Origin of the sequence: Qipengyuania gaetbuli (assembly GCF_009827315.1) — a bacterium.
Classification (GTDB): domain Bacteria; phylum Pseudomonadota; class Alphaproteobacteria; order Sphingomonadales; family Sphingomonadaceae; genus Qipengyuania; species Qipengyuania gaetbuli.
Map to the genome: position 1 here is coordinate 1,207,992 of NZ_WTYF01000004.1, position 12,902 is coordinate 1,220,893.

Annotated in this window: 16 protein-coding genes and 1 tRNA gene; 11 read left to right on the forward strand and 6 right to left on the reverse strand. The window is 62.8% G+C overall.

From position 1 onward, the window contains the following. Both GRI42_RS08400 and GRI42_RS08405 read left to right on the forward strand, forming a co-directional pair. A complete protein-coding gene (locus tag GRI42_RS08400) occupies positions 1 to 351 on the forward strand; it encodes a YbaN family protein (RefSeq protein WP_160607998.1) in 351 nt (116 codons plus the stop codon). A 76-nt stretch (positions 352 to 427) separates the two neighbouring features. After that, positions 428 to 586: a YqaE/Pmp3 family membrane protein gene (locus GRI42_RS08405; protein WP_160608000.1), complete on the forward strand. Its 159-nt coding sequence runs from the start codon at positions 428 to 430 to the stop codon at positions 584 to 586. Between the two features lie 33 nt (positions 587 to 619). On the opposite strand, the gene GRI42_RS08410 is transcribed toward GRI42_RS08405, so the two are convergent. From GRI42_RS08410 to GRI42_RS08420, 3 genes are read right to left on the reverse strand one after another with little or no spacing between them, the layout of a single operon-like run. Further along, on the reverse strand, positions 620 to 1,120 hold the full coding sequence (locus tag GRI42_RS08410; protein ID WP_160608003.1) for a sterol desaturase family protein: 501 nt from the start codon (positions 1,118 to 1,120) through the stop codon (positions 620 to 622). Continuing rightward, on the reverse strand, positions 1,117 to 1,887 hold the full coding sequence (locus tag GRI42_RS08415; RefSeq protein ID WP_160608005.1) for a fatty acid desaturase: 771 nt from the start codon (positions 1,885 to 1,887) through the stop codon (positions 1,117 to 1,119). The genes GRI42_RS08410 and GRI42_RS08415 overlap by 4 nt, the downstream gene beginning before the upstream one ends. 39 nt (positions 1,888 to 1,926) lie before the next feature. Beyond that, complete coding sequence (locus tag GRI42_RS08420) at positions 1,927 to 2,349, reverse strand: acyl-CoA thioesterase (protein WP_160608007.1); 423 nt, start codon at positions 2,347 to 2,349, stop codon at positions 1,927 to 1,929. Positions 2,350 to 2,442: 93 nt separating this feature from the next. Here GRI42_RS08420 and leuC point away from each other — a divergent pair, with 93 nt between their 5' ends. From leuC to GRI42_RS08460, 8 genes are all read left to right on the forward strand, one after another. Beyond that, positions 2,443 to 3,879 (forward strand): 3-isopropylmalate dehydratase large subunit, encoded by a 1,437-nt coding sequence (gene leuC, locus GRI42_RS08425; RefSeq protein WP_160608009.1) that lies wholly within the window; start codon positions 2,443 to 2,445, stop codon positions 3,877 to 3,879. Between the two features lie 40 nt (positions 3,880 to 3,919). Next, positions 3,920 to 4,078, forward strand: a complete 159-nt coding sequence (locus GRI42_RS08430; RefSeq protein WP_160608011.1) for an isopropylmalate isomerase — start codon at positions 3,920 to 3,922, stop codon at positions 4,076 to 4,078. Beyond that, positions 4,078 to 4,683 (forward strand): 3-isopropylmalate dehydratase small subunit, encoded by a 606-nt coding sequence (gene leuD, locus GRI42_RS08435; protein WP_160608012.1) that lies wholly within the window; start codon positions 4,078 to 4,080, stop codon positions 4,681 to 4,683. Before GRI42_RS08430 ends, leuD begins: the two co-directional genes overlap by 1 nt. Continuing rightward, positions 4,680 to 5,678, forward strand: a complete 999-nt coding sequence (locus GRI42_RS08440) for an NADPH:quinone oxidoreductase family protein (RefSeq protein WP_160608014.1) — start codon at positions 4,680 to 4,682, stop codon at positions 5,676 to 5,678. The genes leuD and GRI42_RS08440 overlap by 4 nt, the downstream gene beginning before the upstream one ends. Positions 5,679 to 5,754: 76 nt before the next feature. Continuing rightward, positions 5,755 to 6,081: a DUF1476 domain-containing protein gene (locus GRI42_RS08445; RefSeq protein ID WP_160608016.1), complete on the forward strand. Its 327-nt coding sequence runs from the start codon at positions 5,755 to 5,757 to the stop codon at positions 6,079 to 6,081. A gap of 4 nt (positions 6,082 to 6,085) precedes the next feature. Then, positions 6,086 to 6,319: a BolA family protein gene (locus GRI42_RS08450; protein WP_160608027.1), complete on the forward strand. Its 234-nt coding sequence runs from the start codon at positions 6,086 to 6,088 to the stop codon at positions 6,317 to 6,319. A 41-nt stretch (positions 6,320 to 6,360) separates the two neighbouring features. After that, the gene (gene grxD / locus GRI42_RS08455) at positions 6,361 to 6,693 is read left to right on the forward strand and encodes a Grx4 family monothiol glutaredoxin (RefSeq protein WP_160608029.1); all 333 of its coding nucleotides are present in this window, start codon (positions 6,361 to 6,363) and stop codon (positions 6,691 to 6,693) included. Between the two features lie 280 nt (positions 6,694 to 6,973). After that, positions 6,974 to 7,753 carry an NUDIX hydrolase gene (locus GRI42_RS08460; RefSeq protein WP_160608031.1) on the forward strand — a complete coding sequence of 260 codons (780 nt, stop codon included), beginning with the start codon at positions 6,974 to 6,976 and terminating at the stop codon, positions 7,751 to 7,753. A gap of 8 nt (positions 7,754 to 7,761) precedes the next feature. Here the strand turns inward: GRI42_RS08460 and GRI42_RS08465 are convergent. Next, positions 7,762 to 7,838, reverse strand: a tRNA-Arg gene (locus tag GRI42_RS08465). A gap of 60 nt (positions 7,839 to 7,898) precedes the next feature. Here GRI42_RS08465 and GRI42_RS08470 point away from each other — a divergent pair. Continuing rightward, positions 7,899 to 8,636: a queuosine precursor transporter gene (locus GRI42_RS08470; RefSeq protein WP_160608033.1), complete on the forward strand. Its 738-nt coding sequence runs from the start codon at positions 7,899 to 7,901 to the stop codon at positions 8,634 to 8,636. A gap of 51 nt (positions 8,637 to 8,687) precedes the next feature. On the opposite strand, the gene GRI42_RS08475 is transcribed toward GRI42_RS08470, so the two are convergent. Together GRI42_RS08475 and virB11 are read right to left on the reverse strand one after the other, a co-directional pair. Then, positions 8,688 to 11,666, reverse strand: a complete 2,979-nt coding sequence (locus GRI42_RS08475) for a TonB-dependent receptor (RefSeq protein ID WP_160608035.1) — start codon at positions 11,664 to 11,666, stop codon at positions 8,688 to 8,690. 195 nt (positions 11,667 to 11,861) lie between these two features. Further along, complete coding sequence (gene virB11 / locus GRI42_RS08480) at positions 11,862 to 12,899, reverse strand: P-type DNA transfer ATPase VirB11 (protein ID WP_160608037.1); 1,038 nt, start codon at positions 12,897 to 12,899, stop codon at positions 11,862 to 11,864. Positions 12,900 to 12,902 lie beyond the last annotated feature (3 nt).

The window sequence follows — 12,902 nt, forward strand, 5'->3', positions numbered from 1 at the left end:
ATGCGCCGGCATATCTACCGCGCATTCGGTTTCCTTGCCGTCGGCCTCGGCGCGATCGGCGCGTTCCTGCCGATCATGCCGACCGTGCCTTTCCTACTGCTGGCGGTCTATTTCTTCGCCCGCTCAAGCCCGGAACTCGAAAAGAAAATCCTCGACCATCCGCACTGGGGCCCGCAGGTGCTCGACTGGCGCGAGCGGCGCGCCATCAGTCGGCGTGCAAAGACGATGGCTATCGGCGCCATGGCGACAGGCGCGGTGTTCACCTGGTTCACGCTGGGCGCGCCCTGGTACTACATCTCGCTCGCCATCCTGGTGATTGCCGGAAGCTGGATCGCGACACGCAATGAATAGGCTTGCGGGAACGCGCGCAGTTTCAGCCCGTTAGAGTGCCACAAGACGGGAGGGTCGACTGAAAGGAACACCCTCAATGGCAATTCTGATTCTCATCGCCACGATCCTGCTTCCCCCGCTCGGCGTGGCAGCCAAGCACGGCCTAGGCGGAACGACGCTGCTCAACCTGGTGCTGACGCTGCTGGGCTTCATTCCGGGCCTTATTCACGGTCTCTACGTGAACTACGCCCGCTAATAGCGATCGGGATTTGACGGAAGCGCCGGGGCCTCAGGCTCCGGCGCTTTCGCGTACGACCGCGATGCCCGCTTCCTTCTGTGCCTTGAGTTCCGCCTTCAGCCTGGCGGGATCGCGCGCGAAGACGAAGCCGAAGCTGACGCCGCCTTCCTTGCCGATGGTCGCGTGGTGCAGCTTGTGCGCCTGCACCAGCCGCTTGGCGTAGCCCTTTTTCGGGACCCAGCGGAAGTAGCGCTGGTGGACGAGCCCGTCGTGAACCAGCGTGTAGATGACGCCGTAGCAGGTGATGCCGAAGGCAATCCACCACAGCAGGTCCGACACGACATAGCCGATGGCGAACATCGCGAAGACGATCGTACCGAAAGTGACGGCGTAGAGGTCGTTCTTCTCGAAAGTATTGTCATGCGGGTCGTGGTGGTCGCGGTGCCAGCCCCAGCCCCAGCCGTGCATGATGTATTTGTGCGCCCACCAGGCGAACAGTTCCATGCCGACGATCGACAGGAACACGGTCAGGAGGATGGCAAGCAGGCTCATGCGTTTAACTCTGTTTGCGACATCGCGCGGCGCGCCCGCGGAAGGCCCCACCAGGGGACGTGCGGGGCGCGGTGATGTTCGTGATGATAGCCGAAATGGAAGCAGCTGGCGAGCGAGGCGAGCACGCCGAACCCGTCGCTGCGGGCATTGTGTTCATCGGCGAACCCCTCCCCGTCATGGCGGTGCGGGCGGAAGGTGCCGAAATAGAACAGCTGCATGGACGATGCGATGGCGGGTGCGCCGTAGAGCAGGACGATCTTCTCTACCGGAATACCCAGCACCAGCCAGTAGACCGTAACCACGGTGCTGACGAAGAGGATCGACCGCCAGCCGAAATAGCGCCTGAGGAATGTCGCGTACCATGGCCAGAAGCTGGTCGGGTGGTCGGCGCTGAAGTCGGGATCGCGCTCGGTCCCCGGGGCCTTGTGATGGTCGAAATGGGCATCGCGCATCCGGGTCCAGCCGAAGCCTGCGTAAAGGAACAGCAGGCTGCCGCCGATCGCCCCGTTGATGCGCTTGTGCCCCGGCACCAGCGAGCCGTGCATCGCGTCATGACTGACGATGAAGAGGCCGACGGAAAGCCAGCATTGCACCACCGCCATCAGGAGCGCGAAAGGCAGGCTCGTCCAGGTGAGATCGAACACGAACATGGCGTAGGCGTGGATCGCCAGCCAGCTTGCCACGATGCCGAGCGCTAGGGTCAGGCCGATGGTGGCCTGCCCGCTGCGCGGGGCAGCCGAAAGCCGGATTTGCTGAGCGCTTGCCATATCGCGGATATAGTGGCCGCTGCGGGCCAGTGCAAAACGCTATTCTGCGCGGGCCTTGCGCGCAGAAGTGAGGCCGAAGAACTTTTCCGCCACTTCGCTGCTGATACGCGCCGGACGGTGGGTTTCGCTATCGAGGCAGCACCACATGCTCTTCACTTCGGCCAGAACGTCTTCGCCGCGGCGAATGACCGTGTTGTAGAAGCTGCGCGCGCCCTTGATCTTTTCGAGCACGGTTTCGGCGATCACCTCGTCATCGAGGAAAGCGGGCTTGCGATAGGTAATCTCGTGCTTGAGCGCGACCCACGCCTTGCTCGCCACTTCTTCTGCCGGGGCCAGCTTCTGCCAGTGCGCAAGCACCACGTCCTGCACCCAGCTGAGATAGCGGGCGTTGTTGACGTGACCCATGAAGTCGATGTCCGTGGGGATGACCTTGATCGGGAAGGCGAATGGCTTTGCTGACATGAGTGTCAGTAAAGCAGAGAAAGGTTAAGTTTGGAAGACTCTGGAATTGCCTTTTTGCGCGCGTGACAATCGTGCCGCACATCTTGCCCCGACATGGCCAGCAAACCGCGCACACTCTACGAAAAGATCTGGGATGCCCACGTCGTCGAACGCAGCGACGATGGCACCTGCCTCCTCTATATAGACCGGCATCTCGTTCACGAGGTCACCAGTCCGCAAGCCTTCGAGGCGCTGCGGGTTTCGGGCCGCACAGTGCGCCGCCCCGACCTCACGCTGGCCGTGCCAGACCACAATTTGCCGACGACCGCGCGTCTCGATGCTGCCGGCAACCGGCTTCCAATCGCCGACCCGCAAAGCGCCGCGCAGCTCGCCGCTCTCGAAGCCAACGCACCGGCATTCGGGATCGATTATATCGATGCCGTCGCGCCCGAGCAGGGCATCGTCCACGTGGTCGGCCCCGAACAGGGCTTCTCGCTCCCAGGCACGACTATCGTCTGCGGTGACAGCCATACCGCCGCCCATGGCGGGATCGGCGCGCTGGCCTTCGGCATCGGCACGAGCGAGGTCGAGCATGTCTTGGCGACTCAGACGCTGCTCTTGCGTCAGAGCAAGACCATGGAAATCCGCGTCGAGGGCGAACTCGGCCCCGGCGTGACGCCGAAGGACCTCATCCTCCATATCATCGGCGTCATCGGGACCGCCGGCGGTACCGGCCACGTGATCGAATACCGCGGCAAGGTGTTCGAACGTATGAGCGTCGAGGGACGGCTGACCGTGTGCAACATGAGCATCGAGGGCGGCGCGCGAGCCGGCCTCATCGCGCCCGACGACAAGGTCTTCGCCTATCTGGCTGGACGCAAATACGCACCGCAGGGTGCCGACTGGGACCGCGCGGTCGAATGGTGGCGTTCGCTGGCAACGGACGAAGGGGCGCAATTCGACAAGACCGTGGTGATCGACGCCGCCGATATCGAACCAACCGTCAGCTGGGGCACGAGCCCCGAAGACGTCGTGCCGATCGGCGGCGCGGTGCCGGCGCCCGAAAGCTTCTCCGACCCGTCCAAGCAGCAGGCTGCCCGCAAGAGCCTCGATTACATGGGGCTCGAGCCCGGTGTGCCGCTGGAAGAAGTCGCCATCGAGAATGTCTTCATCGGTTCGTGCACCAACAGCCGGATCGAAGACCTGCGGGCCGCGGCGGAGGTCCTCAAGGGCCGCCGGAAAGCGCCAGGCGTACGCTGGGCTATTGCCGTGCCCGGCTCCGGCCTCGTCAAGCGGCAAGCGGAGGAAGAAGGGCTCGACCGGATTTTCACCGATGCCGGTTTCGAATGGCGCGAACCGGGCTGTTCCGCCTGTCTCGCGATGAACCCCGACAAGGTCCCGCCGGGTGAACGCTGCGCCTCCACCAGCAACCGCAATTTCGTCGGCCGTCAGGGCCCGGGTGCGCGCACCCACCTGATGAGCCCGGCGATGGCTGCCGCTGCTGCGGTTACGGGACGGCTGACCGACGTTCGCAAGCTGGTCGGCTCGTAACCCTCTTGCCCTTCCCCGTTCGCCATCCCATGAGGGCAGCATGACCAAGCTACCCAAAGGCAAGGCCGCCATCGCCGGTGCGATCGGTTCGGCTGCAATCGCCGCAGCGCTGCTCTATGCGAACAAGCGCCGCGAAAAGAAAAACCAGCCCAAGCAGCCCGGACCGATCCCTTCGGGCGAGAAGCCGGAGACAGACTGATGGACAAGGTGTCGACCATTGCAGGCCGGGCGATCCCGCTGGGGCTCAAGAATGTCGACACCGACGTCATCATTCCCGCGCACTGGCTGAAAACCGTTAGCCGCGAAGGGCTTGGCAAGGGCGCGTTCGAAACGATCCGCCAGGCACCCGGCAATCCCTTCGATGTCGAGGATTTCGCCGGTGCGCCGATCCTGATCGCGGGCGACAATTTCGGTTGCGGGTCCAGCCGCGAACATGCCGCATGGGCTATGCTCGACCTTGGCATTCGCGCGGTTATCGCGCCGAGCTTTTCGGACATCTTCTCAGGCAATGCCTTCAAGAACGGCATCCTGACCGTTGTCCTGCCGCCCGAACAGGTCGATCGCCTGCTCGAAGTGGCCAAGGATCACCCGATCACGGTGGACCTTGAAACACAGACCGTCACTACGCCCTTTCAAGACCGCTTCGAATTCGAAGTGGATCCGTTCCGCAAGCACTGCCTGCTCGAAGGGCTGGACGAAATCGGCCTCACGCTCGAAAGCGTCGATGCCATCGAAAATCATGAGAGAAAGCGCGCGGCGGACCTACCCTGGCTCGACGCGCCGCAGAGGAGAGATGCAGCATGAAAGCAGTCCTGTCGAAAGAGGTCGGCGGCCCCGAAACCCTTGTCGTAGAGGACATTGCAGAACCCGTGCCCGGCGCGGGCGAGGTGCTGATCAAGGTCGCCGCCTGCGCGATCAATTTCCCCGACACGCTAATCATCCGCGACATGTACCAGTTCAAGCCGCCCCGCCCGTTCAGTCCGGGCGGCGAAATCTCGGGCACGATCGAGGCGCTGGGTGAAGGCGTCGAAGGCTTTGCCGTCGGTGACCGGGTGATCTGCGGCGTCGGCAATGGCGGCCTGCAGGAAAAGGTCGCGGTTTCCGCAGCCCGCCTGTTCCGCGTGCCCGTCGGTATCGACCTCGTGCAGGCGTCGGCACTGCTGATGACCTACGGTACGACCATCCATGGTTTGAAAGACCGCGGCGACATCAAGGAAGGCGAAACCGTCCTCGTCCTCGGCGCTGCCGGCGGCGTCGGCCTCTCGGCCGTCGAACTGGCCAAGGCCTACGGCTGCCGCGTGGTCGCAGCCGTCTCGACTGAAGAGAAAGGCGAGGTCGCAAGGAAAGCGGGCGCGGACGAAGTCGTCATCTATCCGCGCGCACCGTTCGACAAGGACCAGTCCAAGGCGCTGGCGCAGGCTTTCAAGGACGCGGTCGGGCCCAATGGCGCGGACATCGTCTACGACATCGTCGGCGGCGACTATTCCGAACCGGCGCTGCGCTCCATCGCCTGGGAAGGCCGCTTCCTCGTCATCGGTTTCCCCGCCGGTATCGCCAAGATGCCGCTAAACTTGACCTTGCTGAAGAGCTGCGACATTCGCGGCGTGTTCTGGGGCGCGTTCACCGCGCGCGAGCCGAAGCGCAACAACGCCAATATCGCCGAGCTGTTCGACCTCTGGAAGGCCGGCAAGATCAACCCGCTGGTCAGCGAAACCTATCCGATCGACCGGGCCCACGAAGCCATCGCCAAGCTCGAAAACCGCGGCGCGATCGGCAAGCTCGTGGTGACGATGGACTGATTTTGCCTGTCGGGGGCCTTGCCGCTCGGCGGCAGCGCCCCTATTCGGCAAGGCAGCTTCTTCCAAGGGGATAGACATGACCGACTTCAAGGATCGCGAACGCGGCGAGGAAACCAAGTTCGCATTCGACCAGGAAACCGAATTCAAGATCGCGGCGCGCCGTAACCGCCTGCTGGGCGAATGGGCTGCGGGCCTGATGAGCCTGACCGAGGAAGAAACCGACGCCTACAAGAAGGCCGTCGTGCAGGCGGACTTCGAGGAAGCGGGTGACGAGGATGTGATCCGCAAGCTGCTCGGCGACCTGACTGCCGCGGAATGCGATATCAGTGAAGCCGATATCCGCTCCAAGGTCGAGGAATGCGCCGTCGAGGCACGCCGCCAGTTCATGAGCGACCAGAAGTAATCCCATGCCGATGAAATCCGAGGATATCGTCGCGCTGATCGAGGAAGCGCTGCCCGGCGCAGTCGTCGAGATGCGCGACCTTGCCGGCGACAATGATCACTGGGCGGCGAAGGTCATCGCCCCCCAGTTCGTCGGCAAGACCCGCGTCGCCCAGCACAAGCTGGTCTACGATGCACTGGGCGGCAGGATGGGCGGGGAACTCCACGCCTTGCAACTGACGACCCAAGTTCCCAACTGACGATTTAAGCAAGATTCACTTCAGACAAAGGCAGGGCAATCATGTCCGATGTAAATTCGCGCATCGCCGATCTGGTCGGCAGCAACGACGTGGTCCTCTTCATGAAGGGCACGCCACTTTTCCCGCAGTGCGGCTTTTCCAACCGCGCGGTCGCCATCCTCGACCATTGCGGCGTGGCTTATGAAAGCGTCGACGTCCTGCAGGACATGGAAATCCGCCAGGGCATCAAGAGCTTTTCAGACTGGCCGACCATCCCCCAGCTCTACGTGAAGGGCGAATTCGTCGGCGGCAGCGACATCATGATGGAAATGTTCGAAGCAGGTGAACTTCAGCAGATGATGGAAGAAAAGCAGGTCGCCAAAGCCGAAAGCTGACTTTCCGATCCTGAAACGGGTAAGGCCCGCCGGGGGGACGTCCTGGCGGGCCTTTTATTTGGTTCGAGACGCACCGGGAGACCAGGGTGGTCCGTCTCGTGAAGACCAAACGTTCTGACAGAAATGATGCAGACCCCGTGCCAAAACAGCGAAAGCGCCTGTTCTGGCCGCTCACGATGGTTAACACCCGGATTCACTCTGATCGTTCTGTAAATATTCCCGACACGTCCGGGAAAGAGGCGCTTGGCAAGCTGCGAGCCGCGCGGCACAACATCTCCCGATGAGCGCACCTGACCAGACTGTCGAACCGATTCCGGCCGCAACGCTGGTCATCTTCCGCAAGGGCCGCACCGGACCCGACCCGCAGATCCTCATGACCGTCCGATCGCGCAACATGAGCTTTGCCGGCGGCATGGCCGTATTCCCCGGCGGGCGTGTGGACCCGCAGGACCGCGCATTGGCGCGCACGCTTGCATCGCATGATCGCGAAGACGAGGTCGCCCATCGCATCGCTGCGATCCGCGAAACCCTTGAGGAAACGGGGCTCGCGCTCGGGCTTACCGGCGACATGGATGCAGGCCGCGCAGCCGAAGCGCGCGCAATGCTGCTCGAACGCGGCGAACTAGCGCCCGTGCTTGCCAGTTTCGACCTCACTCTGGACCTTGATGCGCTGACGCCTTTTGCGCGCTGGTTGCCCCTTGGCCTCGCACACAACCGCATCTTCGACACCATGTTCTACCTCGCCGACCTTGGTACTGGAGCGGTGGAAGTCGAGGTTGACGAGACGGAGAACACGCGCCTGTTCTGGGTCAGCGCGAGGGAAGCGCTGGCCATGGCCGATACGGGCGAAATCGCGCTGATCTTCCCCACCCGCCGCAATCTGGAACGCCTGGCGCAGTTCGCATCCTTCGACGAAGCGCGCGATCATGCCCGCGCGACGCCGGTCAGGACCATAACGCCGGAAATCGTCAAGGAAGCGGAGGGTTCGTTCCTCACCATTCCCGACGATCTCGGCTATCCGGTGACCCGGGAACAGCTGACCAGCGCGATGCGGGGGTGAGGCAAGGCTGGCGCGCCCGGCAGGACTCGAACCTGCTGCCTCAAGATTAGAAGTCTCGCGCTCTATCCAGATGAGCTACGGGCGCGCGCGGGGCGAGCCATAACGCGGCTTTGCGATTGCGCCAATCGGCGATAGTCAGCGCGCTATGGAAAAGCAGGACCACCCCGCCCCGGCGCAGGCGCCGCAGTTTCGCTATTACGACCTGGTGATGGCGGCTTTCGTCACTATCCTCCTGCTGTCGAACCTGATTGGCGCATCCAAGCCCAGTTACGTCACCCTGCCGGGGATCGGCGAATGGTCTTTCGGGGCGGGCGTGCTGTTTTTTCCCGTCAGCTATATTATCGGCGACGTGCTGACCGAGGTCTACGGATACGCCCGCGCTCGGCGTGTGATCTGGACCGGTTTTGCAGCGCTGTTGTTCATGGCCTTCATGGCCTGGGTTGTGGTGCAACTCCCACCGGCGGATGGCTGGCCGGGGCAGGAAGCCTACGAGTTCGTGTTCGGAAACAGCTGGCGCATCGTGCTGGCGTCCATGGTCGCCTTCTGGGCCGGCGAGTTCGCCAACAGCTTCGTCCTTGCGAAGATGAAAGTGTGGACGCAGGGGCGCCATTTGTGGATGCGCACCATCGGCTCGACCGTGGTGGGCCAGGGGCTCGACAGCCTGATCTTCTATCCGCTTGCCTTCTGGGGCCTCGCCGGTTGGCCACCCGAACTGCTGTGGCAGGTCGTCCTGTCCCAGTGGCTGATCAAGACCGCATGGGAAGCGATCCTGACGCCGGTCACCTATCTCGTCATCAATTCGCTCAAGCGCGCCGAAGGCACCGAGGTGTTCGATACGGACACCGACTTCTCGCCCTTTGCGACCAGTAGCAACCGCGCATAAAAAAAGGGGCGGCACAAGGCCGCCCCTTCCCCCTCCCTTTGACAGGGTTACTTAGAACTTCGCACCGATCGCGACGCCGTAGCGGCGCGGGTCGAGCGTGAAGATATTGGTGAAGTTACCCGATGAGGCATCGGTCAGGTAAAGGCCCGTGACCGAGTCCGAATCGAACATGTTCTGGACGAATGCCCGGACGTACCAGCGCTCGTCGGCGGAATTGAGCTGGATCTGCGCATTCGCCTGAACGAAAGGTTCGATCCGGTTCACATTGCCGTTGAACACGTTGCCGTACTGTTCGCCGGTCAGGGCGATGTCGAAGCGCGGCACCAGCGTCATGCCGCTGCCGAATTCCGCCGTATACTGCACGCCCAGCGACGCCTTGTATTCCGGCGCCTGCGGGAGCTTGTTGCCCTTAAGGTTCACTTCCACACCGGGGCTCAGCACCGAGACGGGGCCGAAGGCATCGATGAAGGGCTGCAGCGGAGCCAGAGCCGGGTTCACCAGTCCGATCGCCCCGGCAGTCGCTGCCTGGTAGATCGAGCAGATACCGAATGCGCCGGAGGAGGCGATACCGCCGTCAGCCGGGAATTCGCTGGTGCCCTGAAGCCCGAAATAGGGGTTCAGGAAGTTGACCAGGCCATCGGCCCCCGCACCGGTGAGTGCGCAGTGCGAACCGTTGCCCAGATCCTTGATGATCACGGCGTCGGGATCGCCGCCGCCCGGATCGCGCGGGTTCGAGAAGAACTGGTCGCCGGCAACCTCTGCATTGAGGTAGCTGAGGTTCAGGTTGATGAGCCAGTTCCTGCTCGGCGACAGGACGGTTTCGAGTTCGACACCCCAGATCTTGGCATCGATCGTGTCGTTGACCGAGGTACGTGCGACGATGCGGCTAAGCTGCAGGCCGCTGTAGTCGTAGTAGAAACCGGTCAGGTTCACCTGCGCAGTGCCGTCGAGGAAAGTGTTCTTCGAGCCGATTTCGAACGCATTGATTGATTCCGGACCGAAGCTTTCCGACACAGCGAAGATCGGCGACAGCGGCGGGTTGATACCGCCCGACTTGTAGCCGCGCGAGTAGGAGACGTAGAGCGTGTTGTCTGGCGAGATCTCGTAGTCGAGCACGGCACGACCGGTTATCTCGTTGAACGACACCTCACGGACCTGGAACGGTTGCGCTCCGTCGATACCGGGGTCGGCATCGAACCCTCCTGCGAACGGCGAATCGAAAGGATCGCCATCGTTGCTGAAGGGGTTGAGGAAGCTTGCCAGCGTGGTGCGTGCTTCGACGGTCTTCTTGTCGTCGTTGTAGCGCAGGCCGCCGGTGAACTTCAGGCGATCGCTGATGTCGAAGTAGACTTCACCGAAGATGCCGAAGCTCTGCAGTTTGAAGTCAGTCGTGTTGTTCCGGTACATCGACGTGGCAAGATAGGACGGCGGCAGACCGTTCGCAAAGGACGAGAACGTGCCGAGCATGGCGGTGGCATAATCGAGACCGAACGAGTTCACGTAATAGCTATTCTCGCCCACCTCGGATTCGGCATAGATGCCGCCGACGAGGAAGTTGAACGGCCCGTCATAGTCGCTCGACAGGATGACTTCACCCGACCACGAGGTCTGTTCCTGGTAGGAACGGTCGAATGCCAGCGGCGCGTCCGAACAGATCGATTGGCCTTCGAATACGCCCTGGTTTTCGGTCAGGTTGTCCGAGGTACACAGCACGCCGTTCGGCCCGTTGGGGATCAGCGCAGCCGCAATGGGTGCGAAATATGCGCTGGAACCCGGGATGAACGCCGGCGAGGCGACGCCCGTCGGAATCCCGTTCGCGGCAAAGAATGCCAAGGTATTCAGGCCAGTGGCATACCCGCTGCGGTCGAGGATGCCGAGGTTGTAGTCCTGGCGGCTGTCGACCGTGGTTTCCTGGTAGATACCGGTCACCGACAGGTTCATTGCGCCGATTGCCTGGTCGAGGTGTGCCTGGATCTGCAATTCGTCGGCGTAATATTCCGGCGTGAACGGCGTATTCACGACGCGCACGTCGTCCGGCTCGTCGAAATTGGCGAACCCGTCTGGACCGTAGACGCTGCCCAGTGCAAGCGCGGTCGGCAGGCCTTGGATGGCGAAGAGTTCGGCCGAGGTCAGGACCGAAGCCAGTGTCGAGTTGGCATTGGTGCTGTCGAAATCGCGGCGCCCCGCAAGACAGCCCAAGACGCCCGTGGGATCGCGCTGACAGGTCTGCTTCTGGATACGCATGCGATCGTCGTCTTCACGGAAGTAGAAGCCCATGAGGTCGATAGTGGTGGTTGCGGTCGGTTCGAACCGCAGCGAACCGCGGATCGCATACATCTCGCGGCCATCGATATTCGAGCCGTCGTACAGGTTCTCCGTGAAACCGTCGCGGTCGAGATAGTAGCCCGCGACGCGCATACCGACCGAATCGCCGATCGGAATGTTGACCATGCCCTTCACGCGCATGCTGTCGAAGCTGCCGTATTCGAATTCGGCAGCGGCGCCGAAGCCGGATAGGTCGGGCTTCGCCGTCACGACGTTGACCACGCCCGACGTCGCGTTACGTCCGAACAGCGTGCCCTGCGGGCCACGAAGGACTTCGATACGCTCGAGATCGAAATACTCGGTTTCGAACAGGCGGGTGCCGAACAGCGGCGAACCGTTTACGTGGATTGCCGTTGCGGCATCGCAGGTCACACCGACGCAGAGGTCGCCGATGCCGCGGATGGTGAAGCTGGAGCTGGTGAAGTTCGACTTTGTGAACGAGACGTTCGGCAGCGTCAGCTGGAGGTCGCTCGCATTTTCGATCTGCTGCGCTTCGAGCGCTTCGGCATCGAAGGCGCTGACCGCGATCGGAACTTCCTGCAGGCTCTGTGCCTGACGCTGTGCGGTAACGATGATGACGCGGGTATTGTCGGTGGTTTCTGCAATCCCGGACTCGCTGGAATCGCCGGTGGTGTCCTGCGCATAGGCCGGAACGGCGAGCGCGCCCGCACAGATGCCGGCCAGGAGGCCTGCCCTGATTTTCATATTCCCTCTCCTCTTCCCCTGACCGCTCTGATGTCGGCCTAGGGGCAGAAAGCTAACATGAAATCGTATTCAGGCAAGGGATTGCGCAGTAATGTTGCGCTGCAGCAGCGTTTTGCAATGGATATGTTGCGATAGCGAAACAAGCCCAGGCTCGGGTGACGCTACGGCATGGCGGTTTGGCGCGGAGTCCGGCGATTATCGGCCACTTTCGAGCAAATCGCGACTTTCGGCGATTTGCGCGATCCCGCGACGCCCATCGGGGTCGCGCGACAGCTGCACGACCACATCGATGACGCTTGCGGCATAGGCAATCGTGTCCTGCCGCGTGAGGCCGATGCCGGTCTGCATCACCATCAGCGCAAGCTGCTCCAGCGCCCCGCGCAGGCTGTTTGCGTGGATGGTCGAGAAGCTGCCGGGATGGCCCGTGTTGATGGCGCGAAGGAAGCTGACGCTCTCGGCTCCGCGCAATTCGCCCAGCACGATCCGGTCGGGTCGCAGGCGCAGTGCCGCCTGAAGCAATTCGTTGGAAGTGACCTTGGCTTCGCCGAGTTCGCCCTTCACCGCCACTAGGCCGACGCCGTTTTCGCCCGGCAGTTTTAGCTCCGGCGTATCTTCAACCAGCACGACGCGTTCGTGGCGCGGGATTTCGCCCAGCATGGCGTTGAGGAAGGTCGTCTTGCCCGTGCTGGTGCCGCCGGAGACGAGGATCGTGCGGCGCTGGCGGATCGCTTCGCGCAGGAACGCGACAGGCTCGGCCTGCGGGTCGGGCATGGCCCCGCGCTCCGGACGGGAAAGCGGGCCGGTGTCATAGGCATCGAGCGGCAGGTCGAGCCTGCGATGACGGCGGATCGCCATGGCCCAGTGCTTGCGGGCAGCAGGCGGACCGCAGAACTGGACACGTGCACCGCCCGGCAGGGTCGCACCCAGCAGCGGGTGTTCGCGGTTGATGCCCTGGTGGCTGACGCGGGCGACCTGCTCGGCAAGGCGCTGGATCAGGCGGTCATCGATTTCGGGGCGGCGGAGCTTCTGCATCCCGCCGGCCGAGGCGTCCTCGATCCAGACCTCGCCCGGCCGGTTGACGAGGATTTCCGTTACCGTGTCGCGTTCGAGCCATTCGGCGAAGGGCTTGAGGTACGCGTCGAGATAGACGCTGCGTTCGCCGTGCAGGTCGACTGGCGGTTCACCCTCGTCAGCGGCGCCCTGGTGGGCAAAGGGATGGATATCGGCGCTCATCGC

Excerpts from the sequence above, each read along its gene's own strand:
- GRI42_RS08400 (WP_160607998.1), top strand. The coding sequence starts at position 1 with ATGCGCCGGCATATCTACCGCGCATTCGGTTTCCTTGCCGTCGGCCTC.
- GRI42_RS08405 (WP_160608000.1), top strand. The coding sequence starts at position 428 with ATGGCAATTCTGATTCTCATCGCCACGATCCTGCTTCCCCCGCTCGGC.
- GRI42_RS08410 (WP_160608003.1), bottom strand. The coding sequence starts at position 1,120 with ATGAGCCTGCTTGCCATCCTCCTGACCGTGTTCCTGTCGATCGTCGGC.
- GRI42_RS08415 (WP_160608005.1), bottom strand. The coding sequence starts at position 1,887 with ATGGCAAGCGCTCAGCAAATCCGGCTTTCGGCTGCCCCGCGCAGCGGG.
- GRI42_RS08420 (WP_160608007.1), bottom strand. The coding sequence starts at position 2,349 with ATGTCAGCAAAGCCATTCGCCTTCCCGATCAAGGTCATCCCCACGGAC.
- leuC (WP_160608009.1), top strand. The coding sequence starts at position 2,443 with ATGGCCAGCAAACCGCGCACACTCTACGAAAAGATCTGGGATGCCCAC.
- GRI42_RS08430 (WP_160608011.1), top strand. The coding sequence starts at position 3,920 with ATGACCAAGCTACCCAAAGGCAAGGCCGCCATCGCCGGTGCGATCGGT.
- leuD (WP_160608012.1), top strand. The coding sequence starts at position 4,078 with ATGGACAAGGTGTCGACCATTGCAGGCCGGGCGATCCCGCTGGGGCTC.
- GRI42_RS08440 (WP_160608014.1), top strand. The coding sequence starts at position 4,680 with ATGAAAGCAGTCCTGTCGAAAGAGGTCGGCGGCCCCGAAACCCTTGTC.
- GRI42_RS08445 (WP_160608016.1), top strand. The coding sequence starts at position 5,755 with ATGACCGACTTCAAGGATCGCGAACGCGGCGAGGAAACCAAGTTCGCA.
- GRI42_RS08450 (WP_160608027.1), top strand. The coding sequence starts at position 6,086 with ATGCCGATGAAATCCGAGGATATCGTCGCGCTGATCGAGGAAGCGCTG.
- grxD (WP_160608029.1), top strand. The coding sequence starts at position 6,361 with ATGTCCGATGTAAATTCGCGCATCGCCGATCTGGTCGGCAGCAACGAC.
- GRI42_RS08460 (WP_160608031.1), top strand. The coding sequence starts at position 6,974 with ATGAGCGCACCTGACCAGACTGTCGAACCGATTCCGGCCGCAACGCTG.
- GRI42_RS08470 (WP_160608033.1), top strand. The coding sequence starts at position 7,899 with ATGGAAAAGCAGGACCACCCCGCCCCGGCGCAGGCGCCGCAGTTTCGC.
- GRI42_RS08475 (WP_160608035.1), bottom strand. The coding sequence starts at position 11,666 with ATGAAAATCAGGGCAGGCCTCCTGGCCGGCATCTGTGCGGGCGCGCTC.
- virB11 (WP_160608037.1), bottom strand. The coding sequence starts at position 12,899 with ATGAGCGCCGATATCCATCCCTTTGCCCACCAGGGCGCCGCTGACGAG.